Source organism: Bradyrhizobium sp. Kon10 (assembly GCF_055807395.1).
Genome location: NZ_JBVVOZ010000009.1, coordinates 35,134 through 58,083, shown reverse-complemented (window position 1 = coordinate 58,083; position 22,950 = coordinate 35,134). Strand labels below are relative to the sequence as shown.

At 63.8% G+C, this 22,950-nt stretch carries 27 protein-coding genes; 15 read left to right on the top strand and 12 right to left on the bottom strand.

Annotation, left to right across the window (positions count from 1 at the left end; translation table 11 throughout):
• Positions 1-145 precede the first annotated feature (145 nt).
• The gene (locus AC0L2O_RS15030) at positions 146-1,288 is read left to right on the top strand and encodes a GNAT family N-acetyltransferase (RefSeq protein WP_473370262.1); all 1,143 of its coding nucleotides are present in this window, start codon (positions 146-148) and stop codon (positions 1,286-1,288) included.
• A gap of 82 nt (positions 1,289-1,370) precedes the next feature.
• Entirely contained in the window at positions 1,371-2,255 is an 885-nt protein-coding gene (locus AC0L2O_RS15025) for a protein-L-isoaspartate O-methyltransferase family protein (RefSeq protein WP_473370261.1), read from the top strand.
• A gap of 4 nt (positions 2,256-2,259) precedes the next feature.
• On the opposite strand, the gene AC0L2O_RS15020 is transcribed toward AC0L2O_RS15025, so the two are convergent.
• The 3 genes from AC0L2O_RS15020 to AC0L2O_RS15010 all read right to left on the bottom strand — a co-directional run bounded on the left by AC0L2O_RS15020 (position 2,260) and on the right by AC0L2O_RS15010 (position 3,848).
• Entirely contained in the window at positions 2,260-2,394 is a 135-nt protein-coding gene (locus AC0L2O_RS15020; RefSeq protein WP_473370260.1) for a hypothetical protein, read from the bottom strand.
• A 102-nt stretch (positions 2,395-2,496) separates the two neighbouring features.
• Complete coding sequence (gene wrbA, locus AC0L2O_RS15015) at positions 2,497-3,096, bottom strand: NAD(P)H:quinone oxidoreductase (RefSeq protein ID WP_473370259.1); 600 nt, start codon at positions 3,094-3,096, stop codon at positions 2,497-2,499.
• A gap of 53 nt (positions 3,097-3,149) precedes the next feature.
• Positions 3,150-3,848 carry a pirin family protein gene (locus tag AC0L2O_RS15010; protein ID WP_473370258.1) on the bottom strand — a complete coding sequence of 233 codons (699 nt, stop codon included), beginning with the start codon at positions 3,846-3,848 and terminating at the stop codon, positions 3,150-3,152.
• Positions 3,849-3,987: 139 nt separating this feature from the next.
• Between AC0L2O_RS15010 and AC0L2O_RS15005 the strand changes: the two genes are divergently transcribed.
• Together AC0L2O_RS15005 and AC0L2O_RS15000 are read left to right on the top strand one after the other, a co-directional pair.
• Positions 3,988-4,923, top strand: a complete 936-nt coding sequence (locus tag AC0L2O_RS15005; RefSeq protein WP_473370257.1) for a LysR family transcriptional regulator — start codon at positions 3,988-3,990, stop codon at positions 4,921-4,923.
• Positions 4,924-5,053: 130 nt separating this feature from the next.
• Positions 5,054-5,575, top strand: a complete 522-nt coding sequence (locus tag AC0L2O_RS15000) for an REP-associated tyrosine transposase (RefSeq protein ID WP_473370256.1) — start codon at positions 5,054-5,056, stop codon at positions 5,573-5,575.
• Positions 5,576-5,678: 103 nt separating this feature from the next.
• Here AC0L2O_RS15000 and AC0L2O_RS14995 read toward each other — a convergent pair whose 3' ends face one another.
• The gene (locus tag AC0L2O_RS14995) at positions 5,679-5,936 is read right to left on the bottom strand and encodes a hypothetical protein (RefSeq protein ID WP_473370255.1); all 258 of its coding nucleotides are present in this window, start codon (positions 5,934-5,936) and stop codon (positions 5,679-5,681) included.
• A 147-nt stretch (positions 5,937-6,083) separates the two neighbouring features.
• Here AC0L2O_RS14995 and AC0L2O_RS14990 point away from each other — a divergent pair, with 147 nt between their 5' ends.
• Both AC0L2O_RS14990 and AC0L2O_RS14985 read left to right on the top strand, forming a co-directional pair.
• Positions 6,084-7,070 carry a tripartite tricarboxylate transporter substrate binding protein gene (locus tag AC0L2O_RS14990; protein ID WP_473370254.1) on the top strand — a complete coding sequence of 329 codons (987 nt, stop codon included), beginning with the start codon at positions 6,084-6,086 and terminating at the stop codon, positions 7,068-7,070.
• A gap of 93 nt (positions 7,071-7,163) precedes the next feature.
• Positions 7,164-7,511 (top strand): hypothetical protein, encoded by a 348-nt coding sequence (locus AC0L2O_RS14985; RefSeq protein WP_369720917.1) that lies wholly within the window; start codon positions 7,164-7,166, stop codon positions 7,509-7,511.
• Positions 7,512-7,570: 59 nt separating this feature from the next.
• Here AC0L2O_RS14985 and AC0L2O_RS14980 read toward each other — a convergent pair whose 3' ends face one another.
• Genes AC0L2O_RS14980 through AC0L2O_RS14965 form a run of 4 tightly spaced genes read right to left on the bottom strand, consistent with a single transcriptional unit; the run spans position 7,571 to position 10,597 of the window.
• On the bottom strand, positions 7,571-8,401 hold the full coding sequence (locus AC0L2O_RS14980; protein ID WP_473370253.1) for an adenylate/guanylate cyclase domain-containing protein: 831 nt from the start codon (positions 8,399-8,401) through the stop codon (positions 7,571-7,573).
• A gap of 60 nt (positions 8,402-8,461) precedes the next feature.
• Positions 8,462-8,929, bottom strand: coding sequence for a YbaK/EbsC family protein (locus AC0L2O_RS14975; protein ID WP_473370252.1), 468 nt, complete (start codon positions 8,927-8,929; stop codon positions 8,462-8,464).
• A 41-nt stretch (positions 8,930-8,970) separates the two neighbouring features.
• Positions 8,971-9,702: a haloacid dehalogenase type II gene (locus tag AC0L2O_RS14970; protein WP_473370251.1), complete on the bottom strand. Its 732-nt coding sequence runs from the start codon at positions 9,700-9,702 to the stop codon at positions 8,971-8,973.
• A 10-nt stretch (positions 9,703-9,712) separates the two neighbouring features.
• Positions 9,713-10,597 (bottom strand): amidohydrolase family protein, encoded by an 885-nt coding sequence (locus tag AC0L2O_RS14965; RefSeq protein ID WP_473370250.1) that lies wholly within the window; start codon positions 10,595-10,597, stop codon positions 9,713-9,715.
• A 340-nt stretch (positions 10,598-10,937) separates the two neighbouring features.
• Here AC0L2O_RS14965 and ykgO point away from each other — a divergent pair, with 340 nt between their 5' ends.
• The 3 genes from ykgO to AC0L2O_RS14950 all read left to right on the top strand — a co-directional run bounded on the left by ykgO (position 10,938) and on the right by AC0L2O_RS14950 (position 12,192).
• Complete coding sequence (gene ykgO, locus AC0L2O_RS14960; RefSeq protein WP_006611362.1) at positions 10,938-11,063, top strand: type B 50S ribosomal protein L36; 126 nt, start codon at positions 10,938-10,940, stop codon at positions 11,061-11,063.
• Between the two features lie 107 nt (positions 11,064-11,170).
• Positions 11,171-11,806: a tetratricopeptide repeat protein gene (locus tag AC0L2O_RS14955; RefSeq protein WP_473370249.1), complete on the top strand. Its 636-nt coding sequence runs from the start codon at positions 11,171-11,173 to the stop codon at positions 11,804-11,806.
• A 125-nt stretch (positions 11,807-11,931) separates the two neighbouring features.
• Positions 11,932-12,192 (top strand): hypothetical protein, encoded by a 261-nt coding sequence (locus tag AC0L2O_RS14950; protein WP_369720921.1) that lies wholly within the window; start codon positions 11,932-11,934, stop codon positions 12,190-12,192.
• A 2-nt stretch (positions 12,193-12,194) separates the two neighbouring features.
• On the opposite strand, the gene AC0L2O_RS14945 is transcribed toward AC0L2O_RS14950, so the two are convergent.
• On the bottom strand, positions 12,195-12,377 hold the full coding sequence (locus AC0L2O_RS14945) for a hypothetical protein (RefSeq protein WP_369720922.1): 183 nt from the start codon (positions 12,375-12,377) through the stop codon (positions 12,195-12,197).
• A 325-nt stretch (positions 12,378-12,702) separates the two neighbouring features.
• Between AC0L2O_RS14945 and AC0L2O_RS14940 the strand changes: the two genes are divergently transcribed.
• Entirely contained in the window at positions 12,703-13,659 is a 957-nt protein-coding gene (locus AC0L2O_RS14940) for an alpha/beta fold hydrolase (RefSeq protein ID WP_473370248.1), read from the top strand.
• An 18-nt stretch (positions 13,660-13,677) separates the two neighbouring features.
• On the opposite strand, the gene cycA is transcribed toward AC0L2O_RS14940, so the two are convergent.
• Entirely contained in the window at positions 13,678-14,073 is a 396-nt protein-coding gene (gene cycA / locus AC0L2O_RS14935; protein ID WP_369720923.1) for a cytochrome c-550 CycA, read from the bottom strand.
• 267 nt (positions 14,074-14,340) lie between these two features.
• Between cycA and AC0L2O_RS14930 the strand changes: the two genes are divergently transcribed.
• The gene (locus AC0L2O_RS14930; RefSeq protein WP_369720924.1) at positions 14,341-15,834 is read left to right on the top strand and encodes an FAD-linked oxidase C-terminal domain-containing protein; all 1,494 of its coding nucleotides are present in this window, start codon (positions 14,341-14,343) and stop codon (positions 15,832-15,834) included.
• Between the two features lie 54 nt (positions 15,835-15,888).
• On the opposite strand, the gene AC0L2O_RS14925 is transcribed toward AC0L2O_RS14930, so the two are convergent.
• Positions 15,889-16,224: a putative quinol monooxygenase gene (locus AC0L2O_RS14925; RefSeq protein ID WP_473370247.1), complete on the bottom strand. Its 336-nt coding sequence runs from the start codon at positions 16,222-16,224 to the stop codon at positions 15,889-15,891.
• 215 nt (positions 16,225-16,439) lie between these two features.
• Here AC0L2O_RS14925 and AC0L2O_RS14920 point away from each other — a divergent pair, with 215 nt between their 5' ends.
• From AC0L2O_RS14920 to AC0L2O_RS14905, 4 genes are all read left to right on the top strand, one after another.
• Entirely contained in the window at positions 16,440-17,678 is a 1,239-nt protein-coding gene (locus AC0L2O_RS14920) for an FAD-binding protein (RefSeq protein WP_473370246.1), read from the top strand.
• Positions 17,675-18,997 carry a glycolate oxidase subunit GlcF gene (glcF, locus tag AC0L2O_RS14915; protein WP_473370245.1) on the top strand — a complete coding sequence of 441 codons (1,323 nt, stop codon included), beginning with the start codon at positions 17,675-17,677 and terminating at the stop codon, positions 18,995-18,997. Before AC0L2O_RS14920 ends, glcF begins: the two co-directional genes overlap by 4 nt.
• Positions 18,998-19,065: 68 nt before the next feature.
• Positions 19,066-19,419, top strand: a complete 354-nt coding sequence (locus tag AC0L2O_RS14910) for a histone (RefSeq protein WP_409191820.1) — start codon at positions 19,066-19,068, stop codon at positions 19,417-19,419.
• Positions 19,420-19,817: 398 nt separating this feature from the next.
• Positions 19,818-20,822 carry a TorF family putative porin gene (locus AC0L2O_RS14905; RefSeq protein WP_369720928.1) on the top strand — a complete coding sequence of 335 codons (1,005 nt, stop codon included), beginning with the start codon at positions 19,818-19,820 and terminating at the stop codon, positions 20,820-20,822.
• A gap of 298 nt (positions 20,823-21,120) precedes the next feature.
• Here the strand turns inward: AC0L2O_RS14905 and AC0L2O_RS14900 are convergent, their stop codons facing one another.
• Entirely contained in the window at positions 21,121-22,878 is a 1,758-nt protein-coding gene (locus tag AC0L2O_RS14900; RefSeq protein ID WP_473370244.1) for an ABC transporter ATP-binding protein/permease, read from the bottom strand.
• Positions 22,879-22,950 lie beyond the last annotated feature (72 nt).

Genomic DNA, 22,950 nt, shown 5'->3' with positions numbered 1-22,950 from the left:
GCAGCGGTCCGTTTCATATGGACACAGAGGAGGACGTCACGCTCCGTACGGCGGTATCGGCTTAACGATAAGCAGCGACGTAACTTGTGGTCTGCGGCAAAACATAATCTATCTGGACACGTTCAGTAACCGTATGCCCCCCCAAATGGCGTTTCTCAGCGTCGAGCAATTAGACGGTCAGGTATCCAGCACGTCGGGAATCTCAGTCGATTTCTTGCGCGACTGGCGGCCGGCCGCATTGCGCCTGAACGCTGGACATCGCACCGCGTTCCAGCATGGTTACTGGTTAGCTGCCTGGTACGAGGCCTTTCACGGCGCGGCGCCGCTGATCGCAGTCATCACCGACACGGCGACCGGCAGGGACATCGCGATGGTGCCGATGTTCAGCCATATCAGACGCGGCATCCGCGTCGTCGAGTTTGCCGATCTCGGCGTCTCCGACAACAACGCTCCGATCCTGGCCTGCGACGCCAGCTTCGATGCGGCCGGCGCAGAGGCGGTCAGCGCGGCGCTGGTCGATGGTTTGCGCGCCTTGCCCGATCGCTTCGACCTGCTTCGCTTCAAGAAGATGCCGGCCTATGTCGGCGCCAAACCGAATCCGCTGGTGTCGCTCGGCCGGTTCGGCTCATGCTCGCTCAACGGCAACCTCGTGCTGACCGGCGACGACTACGCAGATTATCAGGCGTCGATCAAGCGCATGCAGATGCCGCGCTGCTGGCGCGTGTTCAGCCGTCATGCCGGCGCCCGGTTCGAAATCGCGACGGATATTGCCCGCGCGCACGAGTTGCTCGACGTGATGGACGTGCAGCAGCAGGAGCGTATGCAGCTGCTGGGCTCGCCATTCGTCCTCAATAACGAGGTCCACGCCCGCTTCTACCGCGATGTCGCGCGGCAGGGCATTGCGGAAGGCTATGCGGTGGTTTCGGCGCTCGCCTGCGACGAGGGCATTGTCGCGACCACGTTCGGCGTCCGATACGGCGCAACTTATTTCCTGCTGCGGATCGGCCATGCCGGCAAGGCCTGGGCGAATTGCTCGCCGGGCCTGCTGGTGACCGAGCGCACCATGGCAGCGCTGCATGCCCAGGGCGTGCGGCGCTTCGATCTCAGCATCGGCAATCACGATTACAAGCGCCGGTTCGGCGCTGAGCAGGTCCCGCTGACCGATGTCAGCATCGCGCTGTCCTGGCGCGGTCTGCCTTTTGTCCTGCGCGACCATGCCGCGCAGGGCCTGCGCCGGCATCCAAAGCTTGCAGCGTTGGTCGCGCGGGCCATGGCCAAGAGACGCTGAATCGCGCAGCGCCCCTGGTTGCAACGGTCGCTCGAATATCGCAATCGTTGTGCTATCGTTGTCTCCAAAGCCTGGAGGCGACATGGACGATCGTTCGAACAAATATCGCGCGTTCTATGCGCAATTGATCTGCGCTGCCGCCAAAGCCCCCGACCCCCGCATCGAGCAGGCGTTTCGCAACGTCAGGCGCGAGCCCTTTGCCGGACCCGGGCCGTGGTCGATCTCGCTCGGCGGGCATCCTTATGTCGTGACGCCCGACGATGATCCCGCCTTCCTCTATCAGAATACGCTTCTGGCGCTGGATGCCGCGCGTGGCGTCAATATCGGCATGCCCGGCGCGCACGCCTATTGGCTCGGCGGCTGTGACGTGAAGGAAGGTGAGACCGTGCTCCAGATCGGCGCGGGCACCGGCTACTACACGGCTATTCTCGCCGAGCTCGTCGGTCCCAATGGCCGCGTCTATGCCTATGAGATCGATGAACGCCTGGCGGCACTCGCGCGCGAGAATTTGAAAGACATCACTGCAGTCGAGCTGCGCGAGCGCTCGGGCATTGCCTCCGATCTGCCAAGGGCTGATGTGATCTACGTCTGTGCGGGCGCGGCGCAGCCCGCCATGGAATGGCTCGAGACGTTGCGGCCCGGCGGGCGACTGGTGTTTCCGTTGGCCCCGGAGGGCGTGCTCGGCGGCATGCTGATGGTCACGCGCCCCGATCAGGGCCTGGCCTGGCCCGCCAAATTCTTAGGGCGAGCCCAGTTCATCGGTTGCGCGGGACTGCAGGATGCGGATGCCGGCCGGCGCTTGGCCGAGGCGTTCGCAAGAGGATGGGAGCGCGTGCAGTCGTTGCGGAGACGGGACACGCCCGACGACACCTGCTGGTTTGCCGGCGACGGCTGGTGGCTTTCGACTGCGCCTGCATTTGCACCGGCAATCGATATTCCGCCGCATGCGGACATCACGCAGGCCTGACGCCTCATGATCCCGCGCACCCGGCGCAGTGAAACCGGCCGCGGGAGGCGCGGAACAGGCTGCGGCAATACCAGCGCCGTGTCAGCGCCTGCACCGGCCTGCGGATCATCTGCGCCAGAAAGAGAAATTCGAAAGCCATTCGCGTCGCTCCTGCGACGATAGATAGGGCGGCATTCCCGAACGAGAACGCCGCCCCGATAGCATCAGCCATGCAGTCGATTGCGAGGCTTGATAGTGAATCTCAACCGTGCAGCTTCTTGGCGGTTTCCGCGATCGCACGTCCCTGGTAGCGCGCGCCGGCGAGCTCGTTGGCGCTGGGCTGGCGGCTGCCGTCGCCGCCCGTGATTGTGGTGGCGCCGTAGGGCGCGCCGCCGGTGACCTCGTCGAGCTTCATCTGGCCGGCAAAGCCGTAGTTCATGCCGACGATCACCATGCCGAAATGCAGGAGGTTGGTGATGATCGAGAACAGTGTCGCCTCCTGTCCGCCATGCTGGGTCGCGGTCGCCGTGAAGGCGCCGCCGACCTTGCCATGCAGCGCGCCCTTGGCCCAGAGCCCGCCGGCCTGATCCAGAAAGTTCGCCATCTGCGAGGTCATGCGGCCGAAACGGGTGCCGGTGCCGACGATGATCGCGTCGTAATTGGCGAGGTCCTCGACCTTGGCGACAGGAGCGGCCTGGTCGACCTTGTAGTACGAAGCCTTGGCGACCTCGGCCGGCACCAGCTCCGGCACGCGCTTGATGTCGACGGTGGCGCCGGCTTCGCGCGCGCCTTCGGCGACCGCGTTCGCCATCGCTTCGATGTGGCCGTAGGCAGAGTAATAGAGAACGAGAACTTTGGTCATGGTGGTCTCCGTTGGGATTGAAGGTGACTGTTTGATTGGCAGGAGTGGTGCGCTCAGGCCGCGTCGACGAGCACGAGCTCGGAGTCTTCCAGGGCTGTGATCTTCAGGCTGGCCTCGCCACGAATTGCGGCGCCGTCCCGCGCGTTGACGCGCACGCCGTTGATCTCGACGGCACCTGCCGCCGGCACCAGATAAAGGTGTCGCGACCTCTCGGGCTCGTACTCCGCGGTCTCACCCGCCTTCAGCGTGGTCGCCAGCACCCGGGCATCGGCACGGATCGGCAGCGCGTCCTTGTCGTTCGCGTCGCCGCTCGCGATGGTGACGAGCTTGCCCGAGCGGTTTGCCTTGGGGAACGGCTTCGAGCCCCAGGTCGGCTGGCCACCGCGCAGCATCGGCTCGATCCAGATCTGGAAGATGCGCGCCTTGGTCGGCTCGAGATTGTACTCGGAGTGGCGGATGCCGCTGCCGGCGCTCATCACCTGCACGTCGCCCGCCTCGGTGCGCCCCTCATTGCCGAGGTTGTCCTGATGGGTGATCGCGCCCTCGCGCACATAGGTGATAATTTCCATGTTGGCGTGGGGATGGGCGGGAAAGCCGGTGTTTGGCGCGATCTCGTCGTCGTTCCACACCCGCAAGGCGCCGTGACCCATGTTGTCCGGGTCATAGTGGCTCGCGAAGGAGAAATGATGCTTGGCCTTGAGCCAGCCGTGATCGGCGCCGCCGAGCTTGTTGAAAGGTCTGAGTTCGATCATCTGCATAATCCTTTGCTTGAGCTTGACGCCTCAGGCGCCAAAGCCGCCGTCGACCCTTGGATAAGTCTCTGTCTGTGGTATAGAAATAGAAACTGTCGAAACATATTGTTTCATTAAACATCCCAATTGGGCGGCGGCCATGGCAAAACTTCCGGACTTCGAGGCGCTCGCGATCTTCGCAAAAGTCGTGGAATTACGGTCGTTTGCGGCGGCCGCGGCCGAACTCATGATGTCCAAGGCAACCGTGTCCAAGGCCGTGACCAGGCTGGAGGAGCGGCTCGGCGCACGGCTGTTCAACCGCACCTCGCGACGGCTCGCGCTCACCGACGCCGGGCACAAGCTTGCGGAGCGCGCGACCCGCCTTCTGAGCGACGGCGAGGCGGCGGAGAACGAGGCGCTGGCGCAATCGGTGGCGCCGCGCGGGCTGGTGCGGCTCGCGGTGCCCATGACGTTTGGGGTCAAGGCCGTAGCGCCGTTGCTGCCGGAGTTTTTCGAAACCTATCCGGAAGTCTCGGTCGACCTGCACCTGAGCGATGCGACCATCGACTTGATCGGCGAAGGTTTCGATATGGCGGTGCGGATCGCGCGGCTGCCGGATTCTTCGCTGATCGCGCGGCGTCTCTTCACCATGCCGCGCTTCACGGTGGCCGCGCCGTCATACCTCAAGCGCCACGGCCGGCCGACGCATCCGATGCATCTCGCCGAGCACAAATGCTTCAGCTACGCCTATCTCTCCACGCCCAATGTCTGGCACTACACCAATGCGGCCGGCGAGCAGGCCAGCGTGCGCCCGGGTGGCCAGCTTCGCGCCAACAATGGCGAGGCCGTGATGCCGGCGTTGCTCGCCGGCCTCGGCATCGCCGAGCTTCCCGAATTCATCGTCGGCGATGCCATTTCATCCGGTGAGGTCGAGGTGCTCCTGAAGGACTGGAAGCAGGCCGAAGGCGCCGTACATCTGGTGACGCCACCCGGCGGCCCAAGGCCAGCGCGCGTGGAAGCACTCGGCGATTTTCTCGCGGCGAAACTGCCAGGTACCTGCAAGCGGCGACCGAAGAAAGCTGGAAAGGCCGGATAGACACCTTGGTGGACACGGCGCTTTGCGCCTTTGCCCACTTGCGAGACCTCGCTAGTCTATCGTCCGAGCACAGCTATCGTAGGGTGGGCAAAGCGCAGCGTGCCCACGGCTTTGCCTAAGAGGATCGCAAGTGTCTCGATATCGGCGCGCACAGGGCAGGATGTTCTTCTTCACCGTCGTGCTCGCAGATCGCTCGAGCACACTGCTCGTCGATCAAGCTGATCGCCTGAGACGAATCTACCGAACCGTGTTTGAGCGCCAGCCATTCGAGACCGTCGCAATTTGCGTTCTGCCAGACCACCTGCACGCCATTTGGATGCTGCCGGACGGCGATGTCGATTTTTCATCGCGTTGGAATCTGATCAAAGCTGGGTTTTCGCGTGGCCTGGAAGCCGGTACCCCCTCGACTAGCAAACTGAAAAAGCGCGAGAAGGGCATTTGGCAGCGCCGCTATTGGGAGCACGCAATTCGGGACGACGCCGACTTGGAGCGCCACGTTGACTACATTCACTTCAACCCGGTGAAACATGGGCTTGTCGCGCGCGTTTGCGATTGGCCCCTCAGCAGCTTCCATCGCTACGTCGATCAAGGCACCCTTCCTGCAGATTGGGGAGGGGATATGCGGGACATTGCCGGGCAGTTCGGCGAATGATGGTGGGCACGTCGCGCGAAGAGCGCGCCTTTGCCCACCCTACGGCATCTCATTGCACAGCGATCGTAGGGTGGGCAAAGCGGAGCGTGCCCATCATCTCCGGCTACGGCACCTTCATCCCGTCGCGCGCGACAACACGCAGCTTCGGCTTCAGCGTCTCATCGAGCCGCGACTTCCATTCGTGGACGCGCGGATCGGTCGAGCGCGCCGCGCAGACCGCGTATTGATGGACCGACTGCACCAGGGCGCGCCGCGCTTCCGGCGTGCGCGTCATTTCGGGCTTTGAAAGCCGCAGGACGATCGCCGCAAGATTCACCAGCATCTCGTCCAGGGCGACGTCGATGGTTGCAAGTTTTCCCATGGCACCCCTCCTGGCAGGGCAACGGTGGCTCGGAGCATGCGTTCCTGACCGGGCCGAACATGGTTAATGCTTGGTAAAAATCTTGTTCTTGCCGGTCGCTGCGCTAGGCTGAGAGCGAAACAAGAAAAGATCGGGGAGGGATCTGCCATGGATCGACGCGACGTCCTGCGCGCCGCTGCCACGCTGCCGTTGTTGCGCGCCGCGCTGCCTGACAAAGCCTTGGCGCAAACTTATCCCACCCGCAACATCACCATGATCGTGCCATTCCCGGCCGGGGGCCAGGCTGATCTCGCGGCACGCCCCCTGGCGCAGGCGCTGGAGCGCATCCTCGGCAAGTCCGTCATCGTCGACAACCGCGCCGGCGGGGCCGGCGGATCGGTCGGCAATGCCGCCGCAGCGCGCGCCGAGCCGGACGGCCATACGCTGCTGATGACGCTGTCCTCGCTGGCGGTGCTCCCCGAGGCCGACCGGTTGTTCGAGCGTCCCGTCACCTATGAGGTCTCCCAGTTCATGCCGATCGCGCGCGTGCTGGCCGACCCCACGCTGCTCGCGGTGCCGGCCTCCGCGCCATGGCAGACGGCGCAGGATTTCGTCGAGGATGCGAAGCAGCGACCCGGCCAGATCACCTATGGCTCGTCCGGCCCTTACGGCACGCTGCATGTGGCGATGGAGATGTTCGCCAACAGCGCCGGCATCAAGCTGTTGCACGTGCCCTTTCGCGGCGCTGGTCCCGCGCTGACCGCGCTGCTCGGCGGCACCGTGCAGGCGATCGCGGCGGCACCGGTCACGCTGAAGCCGCAGGTCGACGACGGCAAGCTGCGCGTGCTCGGCAATTGCGGCGCACAGCGCATCGCGAGCTTCCCCGACGTGCCGACCTTCCAGGAATTCGGCTACAAGGATGTCGAGATGTACATCTGGGCCGGGCTGTTTGCGCAGAATGCTCTTCCTGAGCCGATCGCGACCCGGCTGCGGCAAGCGATGGGGCAGGTGATGACGAGCCCGGACGTGCTCAGGACGTTTGAAGCCTCGGGCAGTCTCGTTGCCTATCAGGATGCGCCGGCATTTTCCGACTTCGTCGCAGTCGATAGCGCGAGGCTCATCGTGGCGGTCAAGAAGATCGGCAAGGTCGAATAGGTTCCAGTTTCGCTTTCACATTTTTTTGTTGGTCCAGAACCATCCCGCGCCTCATTGATTGGGGAGATTTTGACTGAACGGGAAGGATCGGACATGCGAACAGAGCGGATTGCGCTGGGCCTGGCGCTTGCGATCGGCGGTATCGTCGCGCAGGAGGCTGCGTCCGCCGAAGACTATCGGGGGACGATGGAACAGCAGATGGCTTGCACCCCGGATGTCTGGCGCCTGTGCAGCAGCCAGATTCCAGACGTCAACCGCATCGTCGCCTGCTTGCAGCAGAACACGACCCAGCTCTCGAGCGGATGTCGTGCGGTGTTCCAGTCCAACAACCAGGTGCAGCCGCAGCAACCGGTCCCGCGCAATCGCGCCGCGCCGCCGCGCTACAACGCTGCACCGCCGCCTCCGCCCGCGCAACCGCGTCCCTTTGACGACGACGATTAGCGGTGCCCTAGCCACATGCCAAGCAGCGGCAGGCGCGACGATGCGGTCGTGCCGCTCGTTCAACGCTCTCGCTTGCGGTCCGATTCAGGTCGACGTCCCAGCACCGTCCGCAAGGCGACACCGAAGAGAATAACTGCGACCGGCCAATGGAACCAGATCTTATGGCTCGTGAAAAGATTGATCACGATCAGGAAGGCCGACACCGTAAGGGCTGCTGCCACCGGGCGGGGCAGCTTCGCTAGTCCATCCGACACGATTTGCGTCCAGGAGGACGGCTCGTGGCTGTCGCCAGTTCGCGAAGCACGAGATGCCCCTCGCGGAGCGGGGCTTTCCTCGATCGGGACGCTCCCTTGCGCGGCAGTCTGTCCGCCCAAGGTCAGCCGATAGCTGGTCAGGGGAGCAATGTTCTTCAGGGGGCGCTGACCGAGACAGTCGAACCCAACGGATAATTTGTTGTGCACCTGATCGTAGACCGAGCTCGAGATCACGACGCCGCCGGGTTCGGCGAGTTCTTGCAGGCGCGACGCGATATTGACCCCGTCGCCATAGATGTCGGAGCCGTCCACCATCACATCGCCGAGGTTGATGCCGATGCGAAACCGCATCGGGTTCGCCTGAGGCGCGTCAGAATCCTGATGGGCGATTTCCTGCTGAATCTCGACCGAGCATTGCACGGCCTCGACGACGCTGGCGAACTCGGCGATCACGGCATCGCCCCAGGTATTCACGATGCGGCCGTCGTGACGCTCGACCAATCGCGCAATGGCGGTGCGGTAGCGGCGCAGCGTCTCCAGCGTTCCGGTCTCGTCTGCTTCCATCAGACGAGAATAGCCGTACACGTCAGCGCACAGGACTGTGGTCAGTCGTCGTTTCACTTTATCGTCGGTCATGGTTGCTATGCTAGCCTCCCTGACCGGCAAATGCATCAGGCGTGGGGCGCCGAAGCCGCCTTACGCCCTGACCTCGCACACATCGACCCATTCGGCCGCGGTCAGCTCGGCCAGCCGCTCGGGCGTGATGCGCACGGCGCTGTGGGTCGAACCTGCCGCCGGCACCACGACGTCGAACGCCTTCAGCGAGACGTCGCAATAAACGGGCAGTGGTGACTTCAGTCCGAATGGGCACACGCCGCCGACCTCGTGCCCGGTGATCTCGGCAACCTCTTCCAGCCCCAGCATCTTCGGCTTGCCGCCGAACGCCGCCTTGACCTTCTTGTTGTCCATGCGCGAGGTGCCGGCCGCGACGATCAGGATCACGCGCTCACCGACGCGCAGCGACAATGTCTTGGCGATCATGCCGGGCTCGACGCCATAGGCCTCGGCGGCCAGCGCCACCGTGGCGGAGCTGATCGGCGATTCCATGACGGTGATGTCGGGGGATTTTTCGGCGAAGAAGGCGCGAACGGATTCCAGGCTCATTCCAGTCGGCTCATTACAGGCTATGGGCAGGCGGCGATTGCTTAGGCGATTCTTGGCAGCTCCGCGAGCGTGCGGATCCGATGGTCCGGCGCAAATCCGAGCTCGTCCATCTGGGTGCGGATCGCCTTGAACAGGGTCAGCGGTGCCACCAGCTCGTTCTCGACGCAAGCCAGCGCCATCGCTTCCGGCGTGACGCGCTCGATCCATGCGACGTTTAGTCCGAACGATTTCGCGCCCGCGGCGTCCCAAGGATTTGAGGAGACGAACAGAACCTCATCGGGCTTGGTGCCGAGCACCTCGCCGATCAGCGCGTAGGCCTCGGGGCTCGGCTTGAAGATCTTCTTGGCATCGACGCTGATGGTGGCATCGAGCAGGCGGTCGAGGCCGGAATTGCGCACCAGCGCATTGAGCATGTCCGGGCTGCCGTTGGAGAGAATGGCGAGTTGTCGTGGCTTCAATGCGCCAAGTGCTGCCACTGCATCCGGATAGAGATCGAGCTGCAGATATTTCTCGATCACCCGATCGAACGTCTCGACGTCATAGCTGAGCCCGAGCATGCGCAGCGTATAGGATAGCGAGTCCCGCGTGACGGCCGAAAAATCCTGGTAGCACCGCATCAGCGAGCGCAACCAGGTGTATTCGAGCTGCTTGATCCGCCAGACCTGCGTGATGATTTCGCCGTAGCCGGGAAACGCGTCCTCGGTGATCTCCGCGACCGACTGGATGTCGTAGAGCGTCCCGTAGGCGTCGAAGACGACGGCTTTGATCGTCACGCTGACCTCGCTAGATCCCCAACAGCTTTCTTGCGTTGGCCTTGAGCACCTTCGGCCGGATCTCGTCGCGGATGTCGATCTTGGCGAAGTCCGCAAGCCAGCGGTCGGGCGTGATCACCGGCCAGTCCGAGCCGAACAGCATCTTATCCTGAAGGATCGAATTGATATAGCGCACGAGGATCGGCGGGAAGTATTTCGGCGACCAGCCGGACAGGTCGATATAGACGTTCGGCTTGTGGGTCGCGACCGACAGCGCCTCTTCCTGCCAGGGGAAGGAAGGATGGGCGAGGATGATCTTGAGGTCGGGGAAGTCAGCCGCGACATCGTCCATGTACATCGGGTTGGAATATTTCAGCCGCATCCCCATGCCGCCCGGCATGCCCGAGCCGACGCCGGTCTGGCCGGTGTGGAACAGCGCGATCGCACCGCCATTGTTGATCTCTTCGTAGAGTGGATAGGCCATGCGGTCGTTGGCGTAGAAGCCCTGCATGGTCGGATGGAATTTGAAGCCGCGGACGCCGTATTCCTCGATCAGCTTGCGCGCCTCGCGCACGCCGAGCTTGCCCTTGTGCGGGTCGATCGAGACGAACGGGATGAGCACGTCGAGATGGTCGGAGGCGATCTCCAGCATCTCCTCATTCTTATAGCGGCGGAAGCCGGTCTCGCGCTCGGCGTCGACCGGGAAGATCACCGCGGCGATGTTCTTGGAGCGGTAATAGGCCGCGGTCTCCGGCACGGTCGGCGGATGCTTGTGCGGCGACTTGAAATAGTCGGCCATCTGCGCCTGGAAGTCGTCATAGCCGTCGTCGGGATGGGTGCCGCAGGGCTCCTCGGCGTGGGTATGGATGTCGATGGCGACGACGTCGTCGATATTGGGCAGCTTCAGCTTGGGCATTGGTTTCCTCCCGACGGGTTGCCAAATTGATTATAGGATATAACGAATTTGACAAGGCGTTGCCGGCCCCAAACCGCAGGTCGCAAAAGTCTTTGCCAGGCTTGGCCGCGAATCGCCGGAATCGGGCCGATCCGGCCGTTTCTACTGTGCATGGGGTTGTTTTCACGATTTTGCCGGTTCGGACCGGGGCAGTTAACATTGACATGCGGTCCCGCCATGCCTTAAGAACCGCCCCGTCCCGGGCGGTCGTCCGCCGGCGGGGAAAATCTCATTTTGCCACATTCGCGCGTGCCGAAACGGTAGTGCCGAACACGGCCTTTCGAACGTTCAGGATTCTGCCATGAAGGTCCGTAACTCGCTGAAATCGCTGCGCGGTCGCCACCGTGCCAACCGCCTGGTCCGCCGCAAGGGCCGGGTCTATGTGATCAACAAGGTGCAGCGCCGTTTCAAGGCTCGCCAGGGCTGATACGCCCTGTCGGCGGCCCGAAGCGCGCCCCGCAAGACCACGGTCTCACACGAGTTTGACGCCGCCCCTGCTTTGCAAGGGCGGCTTTGCGCGTTTACACTTTCACCATGGCAGTGAGATTCCTTTTCGCGCGCACCCTGTGTCTGGCCCTCGTTTTGGGAACCGGCGGCCTCGCTCCGGCTCAGGCGCAGAATGATCCGGTACCGCCCTCGAAGCAGAAGAAATTGCCGGAGGCGCCGGCCAAGCTGCCGAAAGTCGACCGCGGCAAGAATCTCGACTTCCTGTTCGGCGCGCTGAAGGCCGCCCCTGACGAGGCCAGCGCCAAGCATGTCGAGGCGCGGATCTGGGCGATCTGGCTCCAGACCCCCAGCGACACCGCCGCGCTTCTGATGGCGCGGGCCAAGACCGCGGTCGACGCGCAGAAGATCGACATCGCGATCAAGCTCCTGGATTCCGTCATCAAGCTCAGGCCCGATTACATTGAAGCTTGGAACCGGCGCGCCACGCTGTATTACATGCAGAACGACTATGGCCGTTCGCTTGCCGACATCCAGCAAGTGCTGGCCCGGGAGCCCCGCCATTTCGGCGCGCTCGCGGGCCTCGGCATGATCATGCAGGAAGTGGGCGACGAGAAACGGGCGCTCGAGGCCTACCGCAAGGCGCTTGCCATCAATCCGCACCTCGAGAAGATACCCGATCAGGTCAAGGCGCTGACCGAAAAGGTCGAAGGCCGCGACATCTAACCTCCAACTCGATCATTTCTTGAGCGAGTGCGGCCTGCGCGGGTTAACCACGATCGCATGCGTCGCATTGCGAGGGGTATTGTCGGCGCGCCGGCAAGCCTACCTGCATGGCAGGAGCGAAAGCCATGAAGCGTTTGATCGTTGCGGTTAGCTTGCTGCTGGCGTCGGGGACGGCAAGTCTGGCCGACGGCATGTTCTGGGTGATCGGCAATCGCGCCACCGGCACGTGCACCATCGTGACCAGCAATCCCGTCATCATTGGCGACATCTGGTTCGGCGACGGCCCCTACAAGTCCAAGGCCGATGCCAAGCTCGCCCGCTCGACCATCCGTGCTTGTCCCGCGGTCACCCCCGACGAGGACAAGGCCGAGGACAGCGCGAACTAGGGTCAGTGCAGGACGTTGCCAGCGCGCTCAGTGAGGCCGTGATCGGCCGCTGCGGCATAGGCCTTGGCAAGCTCCGCCTCGAGATGCTCATTGATCAGGAGCAGCGCACGCACCGCACCGCGCAGGTCGCCGCTACAACTCGCCACGATCTCCTCGATCGCGGTGTCGTTCGATCTGAAGCTCATCAAAAATCCTCCGGTTCAAACCAGGACAATCTGCCGGCCATTCCCGCGTTCCTGTGGATTGCGGGGAGGATCGGCGCCCACCCGCGTCTAGATGGCGGAACCGACCGTGGCGATTATATGGAAGCCGCGATGACGACTGCATGAAGCTGTCCCAGGCTCGTGGGTCACTTAGGAAGGACGTTGATTCTACTGTGCTTTTGCGGATCGAGATTATGCACATATCCACAGCCCCCTCCTTTTCAGTGGAAGCGCTGCTTGGGGACCGAAACTGCGGCGTGGCGAGACCCGTAGCTGCGATGTGCCCTGGATCGCCCGGACTCTCTCCATGCTCGTGATCTCAGTCATGACGGCGCTGGCTTTGCTGGCGCTGGTCACGCAGGCGGGAATTATCGCCGTGCAACGCGCGTTTCCGCCGCAGGGACGGATGGTCGAAGTCGAGGGCGCGACGCTTCACGTCGTCGACATCGGTCCGCGCGATACCGGCCTGCCCATTGTGATGCTGCACGGCGCGAGCTCGAATCTCGTGGTGATGCGGCGGCCACTCGGCGATCTCCTCGCAAAAGACCATCGCGTCATCCTGATCGACCGTCCCGGCCATGGCTGGAGCACGCGGGCGCGGCGGCAGGATTCGACGCCGGAGATCCAGGCGCGGATGATCGACGAGGCGCTTGGCAGGCTCGGCATCGATCGCGCGCTCTTCGTCGTGCATTCCTGGAGCGGCGCGCTCGGCGCGCGGCTGGCGCTCGATCATCCGCACCGCGTCGCCGGCCTCGTGATGCTGGCGCCGGTCACCCATCCCTGGCGCGGCGGGGTCGGGCGCTACAACGAGATCATCGCGACCCCCGTCATCGGCCCGCTGCTCGCTTACACCGTCACGCTGCCGCTGGGGTATTTCGTCGCCGAGTCCGGCGCGCGCGACGTCTTCCTGCCGCAGACGATGCCGGACGGATTCGTAAAGGATTCCGCGACGCCGCTGTTGTTGCGCCCGCGCGAGTTCATCGCCAATGCCTATGACCTGGTGACGCTGAAGGCGTCGGTCGCCGCGCAAGTCTCACGCTATGGCGCGATCAAGGCGCCTGTCACGATCATCGCCGGCGAACCCGACAAGACCGTCTCGACCAACATCCACGCCCGCCCGTTCGCAGCGACGGTGCCGAACGCAAAACTGATCGTGCTGCCCGATCTCGGTCACATGGTGCAGAACGCGGTGCCGGATCTCGTGAAGACTGAAATCAAGACCATGATAGGCAAGATCGCTTCGGTGAACGCGGCCGCTGACTAGCGGCCGCATTGCGCCCGCTTACTGCTTGATCTTACCGTCCTTGTCGAACTGCGAGACGTAAGCCCAGAGATTGTTGATCTCGTTCTCGCTCTTGATGCCGGCGAACGCCATCTTGGTGCCGGGGATCTTGGCCTTCGGGTCCTTGATGTATTCCTTGAACTGCGCCTCGTTCCAGGTGATGCCGGAATTCTTGTTTGCATCCGAATAATTGTAGTCCGGTGCGGTGCCGGACTTGCGGCCGTCCAGCCCGTTGAGTTCGGGACCGACCTTGTTCTTGGCGCCTTCGCCGATCGCATGGCAGGCCAGGCATTTGTTGAACGACGATTTGCCGGCCGCGACATCCTGCGCCATCGCGGTGGAGGCCGTGGCAGTCATGGTGAGAATCATCAGCGCGCCAAAAGTCAGTTTTTTCATCGGGTGCTCTTCGTCTCTTCCCTGGTGGGTCTGTGGCCTGATCGGCGACCATCGAACCTGCCGCTTTTGGCATGGCCCGCTCGGCTTCGACAAGCCACGAAACCATGACAGGTTTCAAGATTTCGGACTTGTCCCAGAGCGAACTCGCCCGAGATCGTCGCTCCGACTTTCGATGGCCTACCCAAACCACCTCGGACGTGGTTGATTTGGCGCGACAAATTGATCGTGGGCTCTCGAGCCGGAAGGATATGTCATGAAGGATGCGTCATGGCCATCATGATGCCGGCGAGCGACGAGGCCGTGCTCGCCCGCCGCGCCGAGATCGTTACAGCGCTACGTGCGATCGTTCCTGGCGAAGGCGTGATCGACAGCGCCGCCGAGATGCGGGCCTATGAATCCGACGGGCTGACGGCCTATCGGCAGCCGCCGATGGTCGTGGTGCTGCCCGATACCACCGAGCAGGTTTCGCTCGTCCTAAAATATTGTGCCGGGCAGGGCATCAAGGTGGTGCCGCGCGGCTCCGGCACGTCGCTCTCCGGCGGCGCGCTGCCGCTGGAAGACGGCGTGCTGCTGGGCCTCGGCAAGTTCAAGCGCATCCGTGAGATCGATTTCGACAACCGCGCGGTCGTCACCGAGCCCGGCGTCACCAATCTCGCGATCAGCCAGGCGGTGGCACATGCCGGCTTCTACTACGCACCCGATCCGTCGTCGCAGATCGCCTGCTCGATCGGCGGCAATGTCGCGGAAAATTCCGGCGGCGTGCACTGCCTGAAATACGGCATGACCACCAACAACGTGCTCGGTTGCGAGATCGTGCTGATGAGCGGCGAAATCCTGCGCATCGGCGGCAAGACGGCGGAGAATTCCGGCTACGATCTGATGGGTGTCATCACCGGCTCCGAAGGCCTGCTCGGCGTCATTACCGAGATCACGGTGCGCATCCTGCAAAAGCCGGAGACGGCGCGCGCGCTGATGGTCGGCTTCGCGCAAGTCGAGGCGGCCGGCGAATGCGTGGCACGGATCATCGGCGCCGGCATCATTCCCGGTGGCATGGAGATGATGGACAAGCCGGCGATTCACGCCGCGGAAGCCTTCGTTCATGCCGGGTATCCGCTCGATGTCGAGGCGCTCCTCATCATCGAACTCGACGGCCCTTCCATCGAGGTCGACGAGCTGATCAGCCGCGTCGAGGCGATCGCGAACGGCTGCGGCTCGACAACGTGCCAGATCTCGACCTCGGAGGCCGAGCGCAATTTGTTCTGGGCCGGCCGCAAAGCCGCGTTTCCCGCGGTGGGCCGCATTTCGCCGGACTATCTCTGCATGGACGGCACGATTCCCCGCGGCGCGCTGCCGAAGGCGCTGGCGCGCATCCGGGAGCTCTCGGAGAAATACCGGCTCGGCTGCGCCAACGTGTTCCACGCCGGCGACGGCAATCTGCACCCGCTGATCCTCTACGACGCCAACAAGCCGGGCGAGATCGAGCGTGCCGAGGCCTTCGGCGCCGACATCCTGCGCGCCTGCGTCGAGTTCGGCGGCGTGCTCACCGGCGAGCACGGCGTCGGCATCGAGAAGCGCGACCTGATGCCGGAGATGTTCAGCGAGATCGACCTCAACCAGCAGCAGCGCCTGAAATGCGCCTTCGACGCGCAGGGCCTGCTCAACCCCGGCAAGGTGTTTCCGACGCTGCACCGCTGCGCCGAGCTTGGCCGCATGCATGTGCACGCGGGCAAGCTGGCTTTCCCGGACATCCCGCGCTTCTAGGCGATCGCGCGGAGGGAAGGGGCTTGCGAGGCAAGCTCTTCCCTCCGGGAGCACTTACAGAAGCCCGTATTGAGTCCGCTCTCGCTTGGCGAGCAACGGCAGCGCTTCGCCGGCTATGCAGGTCTTGAAATGTGCGCTGTCCTGGTGCGCCTTGAACGCCGCCTCGTCGCGGAACAGTTCGTAGAACAGGAACTGGGCCGGATTGTCCTTGGCTCGGGAGATCAGGAACAATTTGACGCCGTCCTCGCGCTGCGCCTCGGGCAGGAAGCGGTCGAGGATCGCGGCGACCTTGTCGGCCTCGCCCGGCTTGGCCTCCCATTGCGCGACGACGAGCAGGCCGCCTCCATCGACGGCGGCGCTGAGAGATTTCTGCGTGGCATAGTGGTTCATGATGTCTGTCTCCATCGGTTCTCGATCGCGATCGGTGCAGACTTGTAGCCGCGGCCCCGCTGGCTTTGGTTCGCCGATGATCGAACTGTCGATGTCGTGAACGCTTCCGTCGCGATCGAAGTGTGGTCGTGGGGCCGCTTCCGATTGTGCCGGCAATGCTCCCCGGCGTTACGCCGCATTTGATTTTGGGGCCGAATTTCGCTACCCGCTCATCCGTGGATACGCTCAAGGTCAGAGACGCCAGAGACGTCGAAGAGGTGGTGCGTGCGGCGATTGCCAATGAGCAGCCGCTCGAGATCATCGGCCATGGCAGCAAGCGCAGCATCGGGCACATGATGGCGACCAATGCCGTGCTCGACCTCTCCGCGCTGAGCGCGGTGACCGCCTACGAGCCCAACGAACTGATCGTCACGCTTCAGGCCGGAGCGCCGGTCGCGGACGTGCTCTCGCTGATTGATTCCAAGAATCAGCAATTTGCTTTCGAGCCGATCGATACGGCGCCGCTGCTCGGCACGCCCGCGCTCGGAACCATCGGCGGCATGATCGCGGCCGGGCTGTCCGGGCCGCGACGGATCAAGGCGGGCGGCGCGCGCGACCATCTGCTGGGCGCGCATGCCGTCTCCGGCTTCGGCGACAGCTTCAAAACCGGCGGCAAGGTGGTGAAGAACGTCACCGGCTACGACCTCTGCAAGCTGCTCGCCGGCTCGTGGGGCACCCTATCCGTGATGACCGAGGTCACGCTGAAGGTGATGCCGAAGCCCGAAGCCGAACGGACGCTGCTGCTGCGCGGGCTCGATGATGCCGCCGCCAACAAGGCGATGACCGCGGCGCTCGGCTCGCCCTTTGATGTCTCGGGCGCGGCGCACCTGCCGAAATCGGACTTCCGGGCTGGGACCAACGGGCTTGGCGACATCGCGGGCGAGGGCGATGCGCTCACCGTGCTGCGGCTCGAAGGCATTACCGCGTCCACCGCCCATCGCGCCGGCTCGCTGCGCGAATTGCTGGCACCGTTCGGAACCGCGACCCTCATCGAGGACGCCGCGTCGTCAGCGCTGTGGGCCACGATCCGCGACGTCCTGCCGTTCGCGGCAAGCGGCACGCTGGGGCCGTGGCCGGTGTGGCGGATCGTCTGTCCGCCGGCTTCCGGGGCGGTCCTCGGCACGCAATTGGCGCGCGAGACCGGCGGCGAGCTCATTTACGATTGGGGCGGTGGACTGATCTGGGCCGCGCTGCCGCCGAAGGATGATGCGCACGCCCCGGCGGTGCGCCGTCACGCCAATGCCGTCGGCGGCCACGCCACACTGATCAGGGCGGCCGAGGACGTCAGGCGCAGTATCGATGTGTTCCATCCGCAACCGGCCGGCGTCGCCGCCCTGAGCGAACGGGTCCGCGCCAGTTTCGATCCAAAGACCATTTTGAACCGGGGACGACTGACGCGGGGCGCTGCGGCATGAAGACCGAATTCTCACTGGCCCAGCTCGCTGATCCCGACATCGCGGAAGCCGACAAGATCCTGCGCGCCTGCGTCCATTGCGGCTTCTGCACCGCAACCTGCCCGACCTATGTGCTGCTCGGCGACGAGCTCGATAGCCCGCGCGGCCGGATCTATCTGATCAAGGACATGCTGGAGAAGGACCAGGCGCCGAGGCCGGAGGTGGTCAAGCATGTCGACCGTTGCCTCTCGTGCCTTGCCTGCATGACGACGTGCCCCTCGGGGGTGAACTATATGCACCTCGTCGACCAGGCCCGGGTCAGGATCGAACAGCGCTATCGGCGGCCGCTGGCCGAGCGGCTGTTGCGTCAGGTGCTGGCGTTCGTCCTGCCCGACCCGCAGCGGTTTCGCCTGAGTATGCAGCTGGCGCGGCTGGCCCGGCCCCTCGCGGTCTTCCTGCCGACCCCGCGACCGTCGGCTACCCCCGGCTTGATCCAGCGGATCAAGGCGATGCTGGCGCTGGCGCCAGGCCGGTTGCCGCCGCCGGGCCCCGCTGCCGGCAGCGTGTTTGCTGCCTTCGGCAAGAAGCGCGGGCGGGTCGCGCTGCTCCAGGGCTGCGCCCAGCAGGTGCTGGCGCCGCGCATCAACCAGGCCGCCATCAGTCTCCTGACCCGGCACGGCATCGAGGTCGTCCTGGTCAAGGACGAACAATGCTGCGGGGCGCTCACCCATCACCTCGGCCATGACGATGACGCGCTGGCACGCGCCCGCGCGAACGTTGCGGCGTGGCGGAAGGAGGCGGCAGGCGAGGGGCTCGACGCCATCCTGGTGACGGCGTCCGGCTGCGGCACGGTGATCAAGGACTACGGCTACCTGCTGCGCGAGGACCGTGCGTTTGCCGCCGATGCCGCGCGGATATCCGCGCTCGCAAAGGACATCACCGAATACGTGGCCGGTCTCGGACTCGCGCCGACGACGCGACAGGACAACATCGTCGTCGCCTATCACTCCGCGTGTTCGTTGCAGCACGGGCAGAAAATCACAGGCCTTCCGAAAGAATTGCTTTCCAAGAATGGATTCGTGGTGAAAGATGTGCCGGAGAGCCATTTGTGTTGCGGTTCGGCGGGGACTTACAACATTCTCCAGCCCGACCTTGCGGGCAGGTTGCGCGATCGCAAGGTCGCCAACATCGCGAGCGTCAAGCCGGACATGATTGCCGCGGGCAATATCGGCTGCATGGTGCAGATTGCCAGTGGCACGTCAGTCCCGGTCGTACACACGATTGAGCTTCTCGATTGGGCTACGGGCGGGTCGCGGCCGGCATTGAATTCGTCGAGCTGAGCTTTCGTCCCGAGGTGACGGCTGAAGACCCCGATCGACCATTGTTCGGCGACAACAGGAGGACCACGATGGCGAAAGCGAAGAAGAAGAAAAGCAAGAAGGCCAAAAAGGCCAAAAAGGTTGTAGCGGCGAAGAAGAAGACCGCGACCAAGGCCGGCAAGAAGAAGTCGGGCAAGGTATCAGCGAAGAAGGCCGCCAAGAAGTCTGCAAAGAAATCGGCCAAGAAGGCTGCGCCGAAGAAGGCTGCCAAGAAAGCCGCGAAGAAAGCCGCGCCCAAGAAGAGCGCCGCCAAGAAGAGCGCGACCAAGGCCAAGCCGGCTCCGACGGCTGCACCGGCTCCCGCTGCCGAGCCGGCAGCAGAGACAAGCTGGGCGATGCCTTCATCCGCGGGGGACGGGGCGTCGGCCGAAGGGCAGGGCTGAGACCCTCTCCTACCTCCTTCAGAGCGACTCCAGACAGAAGGGCCGCAGCGGCGACGCTGCGGCCTTTTTGCATCCTTGTAGACGCTTCTGGCGGCCGCTGCTCCTCGCCTCACCTTGATTCGTAGCGTGGAGGCCACGCCCCCTGAGCTTTCCGTACTTCCACGGCCTCTCCTGTGCCCGATCGCATGCAAATCATGTGGTCTAGAAGCAACACCGACTGACAACCTTTCGTGGAATCGTCAGAACGCCCAAAAAGTCGGCAGATGCCCGTGTTTTTTGCTTCACGGTTGGGGTTCCTCGATCCAAGTTGCCGCAGTTAGGAAATTTGCAATCAGGTCGGGTGTCCCGGGGGGCCTCCGGAGCTCGACCGGGGTCTAGAACTGGTATTGGGGATCGAGATGAAGAAAGTGACTTTGTTGGCAACGGCGCTGGCAATGGTGACGGGTTCGGCTTTCGCGGCGGATATGCCCTTGAAGGCCGTGAAGGCGCCTCCGGTGGCCGCGTTTGACCCCTGGGACGTCGCCTTCGGCGGCGCGATCATGAGCGACTACATCTTCCGCGGTGTCACTCAGTCGAACCACCAGCCCTCGGTCGCTGCCTATTTCGAGCCGCGCTACAACGTTACCAAGGACCTCCAGCTCTACGTCGGCGTGTCCGCGGAGAGCATCTCCTTCGCCAACCGCGCTGCCGCTGAAGTCGATATCTACGGCGGTATCCGCCCGACCTTCGGCGCCTTCGCCTTCGACATCGGTGTCTGGGGCTACCTGTACCCGGGTGGAAGCTGCGCCGACAACGTGCTCACCGGTGGCATTCCGGGCGGCGGCGTTTGCCCGGTCAGCACCACGACCATCTTTCTCGGCGATGGCAACGTCATGAAGAAGGACGTCAGCTTCTTCGAAGTCTATGGCAAGGTGAACTACACCATCAACGATAACTGGACGGTCGGCGCGACCGAGTTCTACTCGCCGAATTTCCTGAACTCGGGCGCCTGGGGCAACTACGCGTCATTGACCGCGAAGTGGACCGCGCCGAGCACGACGTTTGGCGCATCGGGCGTCGGCATGTACGTTTCGGGTGAGTTCGGCCGGCAGTGGTTCGGCACGTCGGACGCCTTCTACGGCACCGGTGCCGGCACCGTTTTCGCCAACGGTATCCCCTACAAGGACTACAATACCTGGAACCTCGGCGTCGGCTTCACCTACAAGGTGTTCACGCTGGATCTGCGTTACTCCGGCACCGACCTGAACAAGGGTGATTGCAACGCCTTCACCAGCGCCTTCAACGCCACCGGCACCACCAACGTGACCCCGATCAACCCGGGCGGCGCCGGCTCAAACTGGTGCGGCTCGGCGGGCATCGCCAAGCTGTCCTTCGACCTGACGGCGATGAGCAACCTGAAGTAAGTTTCTTCCCGAACGACTTGACGAGGGCGGCAGAGCAATCTGCCGCCCTTTTGCTTTGGTCTCAGGTCGCTCCGCGGATCGTCATGCCCGGGCTTGTCCCGCCTGCGCGGCCGAAGCCGCTTCGGCGAGGCGAAGGCCCGGGCCTCCGCGTTCTCTGGCGCCGTGACATAACTCGTGGATGGTCGGGACAGGCCCGGCCATGACAATGCGGAGATGTCGGTGAACAGGATTGCCGACTTCGCAATCGGGAAGGCCTGGTTTCAGTTCGCAGTCGGAGCGGCCGGGCTCATCTTGCGCCTCAGCCCGCCGTGCTCGGCTCCGCCTTGGCCCGCTCATCGCTGAGGACGTGGACGTCGCCGTCCTCGACCATCGCCACCTTGCGGGTGTGGAAGGCGTCGAGGGTCGAGCGATGGCCGATCGAGACGATGGTCGCCTGCGGCAGCTTGTCCGCCAACAGCCGATACAGCCGGGCCTCGGAGGGCTCGTCGAGTGACGCGGTGGCCTCATCCAGGAACAGGTAGTCGGGCGCGTGCAGCAGCGCGCGTGCGAGCCCCAGGCGCTGCTGCTCGCCGAGCGACAGCATTCTATTCCAATGGCCGTCCTCGTTGAGCCGTTCGGCCAGATCGGGCAGCCCGACCGCGAGCAGCGCATTCTCGATCTGCTCGGGTGGAAACATTCCGCGCTCGGCAGGATAGACCACGGCATCCGCGAGCGGGCCGACCGGGAAATAGGGGCGTTGCGGCAGCATCATGAGCTTGGCGTTGCCGGGCACGGCGATGTTGCCAGTGCCGAACGGCCAGATGCCCGCGACGGCGCGAAACAGCGTCGACTTACCGGAGCCGGACGGCCCGGTGACCAGCACCCGCTCCGACGGGCGGATGGCGAAAGCGTCGGCCGAGACCAGCGGCTTGCCGTTGGGCAGTTTCACCAGCAGCTGCTCGAGCGCGATTGCCGTGCCGCTGGCGGACGGCGCGAGGCCGATGGTCGGCTCGTGCTCTGCGAGGTGAGCTGCGGAGTTGACCGACATCTCGAAGCCGTCGAGACGGGCGACCACCGAGCGCCATTCTGCGATCGTGCGGTAGGATGTCACGAAGAACGACAGCGCATCCTGTACGGTGCCGAATGCCGAGCCGGTCTGCATCATGTCGCCGAGCTGAATGCTCTTGGCGAAATAGGCCGGAGCCACCACCACATAGGGAAAGATCACCGCGGCCTGCCCGTAGCTCGCCGTGAAGGTGGTGAGGCGCTTGGTCCGGCTCATGATCGCGTACCAGTTCTCGATCACGGATCCGAAGCGGCGCAACAGTCCCTCGCGTTCGGCGCCCTCTCCCTTGAGCAGCGCGATCTGTTCGGAGTTTTCGCGTACCCGCATCAGGTTGAAACGGAAGTCTGCTTCATAGCGCTGCTGCTCGAAATAAAGATTGATGAGCGGTGCGCCGACCCAGTGCGTCAGCGCCGTACCCAGGATGGCATAAGCCAGCGCAGACCAGAGCAGGAAGCCGGGAATGACGATATCGGTGCCGAAAAGATGCAGGGGCGCCTTGTTGGACAGTCCCCACAGGATCACCATGAAGGACGCCAGCGTCACGATGGACGAAAGCAGACCCAAGCCAATGCTGAGCGTCTGCTCGACGAAATTCCTGACGTCGTCGGTGATGCGCTGGTCGGGGTTGTCGGCCGCATCGCCTTTGAGCTGCATGCGATAGTGCGTGGCGCCCTGGAGCCATTCGCCAAGATAGCGCCCCGTCAGCCAATTCCGCCAGCGGATCTGGAGCCACTGGTTGAGGTAGAGCTTGTAGACCTGCAACGCGATATAGATCGTGGCGAGGACGAGGAAGATCCAAATCTCCTTGACGAAATTATCGAGCTCATACGCCTGAAGTGCGTTGAAGAACCGGTTCTGCCACTGGCTGAGCAGGACATTGACCGCGACCAGCGCCAACTCCATCGCGATCACCGCGGCCAGCAGGCCGCGGCCGGCCCATTTGTCCTCCGATCGGAAATAGGGGCCGGCGATTCGCCAGACGGTCGCGAGCGTGGCGCTGATGTTCTTCACAGAGCTCAGTCTCCTGCGGGGGTGTGCGCTAATGCCCGAAGCCAAACGGCTGAGCAATGGCGAGGATAGGCG

What these genes read in the sequence shown, in the direction of transcription:
- AC0L2O_RS15005 (WP_473370257.1), top strand. Translation starts at nt 3,988, where the DNA reads ATGGCAAAACTTCCGGACTTCGAGGCGCTCGCGATCTTCGCAAAAGTC.
- AC0L2O_RS14940 (WP_473370248.1), top strand. Translation starts at nt 12,703, where the DNA reads ATGCTCGTGATCTCAGTCATGACGGCGCTGGCTTTGCTGGCGCTGGTC.
- wrbA (WP_473370259.1), bottom strand. Translation starts at nt 3,096, where the DNA reads ATGACCAAAGTTCTCGTTCTCTATTACTCTGCCTACGGCCACATCGAA.
- ykgO (WP_006611362.1), top strand. Translation starts at nt 10,938, where the DNA reads ATGAAGGTCCGTAACTCGCTGAAATCGCTGCGCGGTCGCCACCGTGCC.
- AC0L2O_RS14975 (WP_473370252.1), bottom strand. Translation starts at nt 8,929, where the DNA reads ATGAGCCTGGAATCCGTTCGCGCCTTCTTCGCCGAAAAATCCCCCGAC.
- AC0L2O_RS14905 (WP_369720928.1), top strand. Translation starts at nt 19,818, where the DNA reads ATGAAGAAAGTGACTTTGTTGGCAACGGCGCTGGCAATGGTGACGGGT.
- AC0L2O_RS14990 (WP_473370254.1), top strand. Translation starts at nt 6,084, where the DNA reads ATGGATCGACGCGACGTCCTGCGCGCCGCTGCCACGCTGCCGTTGTTG.
- AC0L2O_RS14910 (WP_409191820.1), top strand. Translation starts at nt 19,066, where the DNA reads ATGGCGAAAGCGAAGAAGAAGAAAAGCAAGAAGGCCAAAAAGGCCAAA.
- AC0L2O_RS14965 (WP_473370250.1), bottom strand. Translation starts at nt 10,597, where the DNA reads ATGCCCAAGCTGAAGCTGCCCAATATCGACGACGTCGTCGCCATCGAC.
- AC0L2O_RS15030 (WP_473370262.1), top strand. Translation starts at nt 146, where the DNA reads ATGGCGTTTCTCAGCGTCGAGCAATTAGACGGTCAGGTATCCAGCACG.
- AC0L2O_RS14945 (WP_369720922.1), bottom strand. Translation starts at nt 12,377, where the DNA reads ATGAGCTTCAGATCGAACGACACCGCGATCGAGGAGATCGTGGCGAGT.
- AC0L2O_RS14950 (WP_369720921.1), top strand. Translation starts at nt 11,932, where the DNA reads ATGAAGCGTTTGATCGTTGCGGTTAGCTTGCTGCTGGCGTCGGGGACG.
- AC0L2O_RS14925 (WP_473370247.1), bottom strand. Translation starts at nt 16,224, where the DNA reads ATGAACCACTATGCCACGCAGAAATCTCTCAGCGCCGCCGTCGATGGA.
- AC0L2O_RS14930 (WP_369720924.1), top strand. Translation starts at nt 14,341, where the DNA reads ATGGCCATCATGATGCCGGCGAGCGACGAGGCCGTGCTCGCCCGCCGC.
- AC0L2O_RS14955 (WP_473370249.1), top strand. Translation starts at nt 11,171, where the DNA reads ATGGCAGTGAGATTCCTTTTCGCGCGCACCCTGTGTCTGGCCCTCGTT.
- AC0L2O_RS14985 (WP_369720917.1), top strand. Translation starts at nt 7,164, where the DNA reads ATGCGAACAGAGCGGATTGCGCTGGGCCTGGCGCTTGCGATCGGCGGT.
- AC0L2O_RS15025 (WP_473370261.1), top strand. Translation starts at nt 1,371, where the DNA reads ATGGACGATCGTTCGAACAAATATCGCGCGTTCTATGCGCAATTGATC.
- glcF (WP_473370245.1), top strand. Translation starts at nt 17,675, where the DNA reads ATGAAGACCGAATTCTCACTGGCCCAGCTCGCTGATCCCGACATCGCG.
- AC0L2O_RS14995 (WP_473370255.1), bottom strand. Translation starts at nt 5,936, where the DNA reads ATGGGAAAACTTGCAACCATCGACGTCGCCCTGGACGAGATGCTGGTG.
- AC0L2O_RS15010 (WP_473370258.1), bottom strand. Translation starts at nt 3,848, where the DNA reads ATGATCGAACTCAGACCTTTCAACAAGCTCGGCGGCGCCGATCACGGC.
- cycA (WP_369720923.1), bottom strand. Translation starts at nt 14,073, where the DNA reads ATGAAAAAACTGACTTTTGGCGCGCTGATGATTCTCACCATGACTGCC.
- AC0L2O_RS14980 (WP_473370253.1), bottom strand. Translation starts at nt 8,401, where the DNA reads ATGACCGACGATAAAGTGAAACGACGACTGACCACAGTCCTGTGCGCT.
- AC0L2O_RS15020 (WP_473370260.1), bottom strand. Translation starts at nt 2,394, where the DNA reads ATGGCTTTCGAATTTCTCTTTCTGGCGCAGATGATCCGCAGGCCGGTG.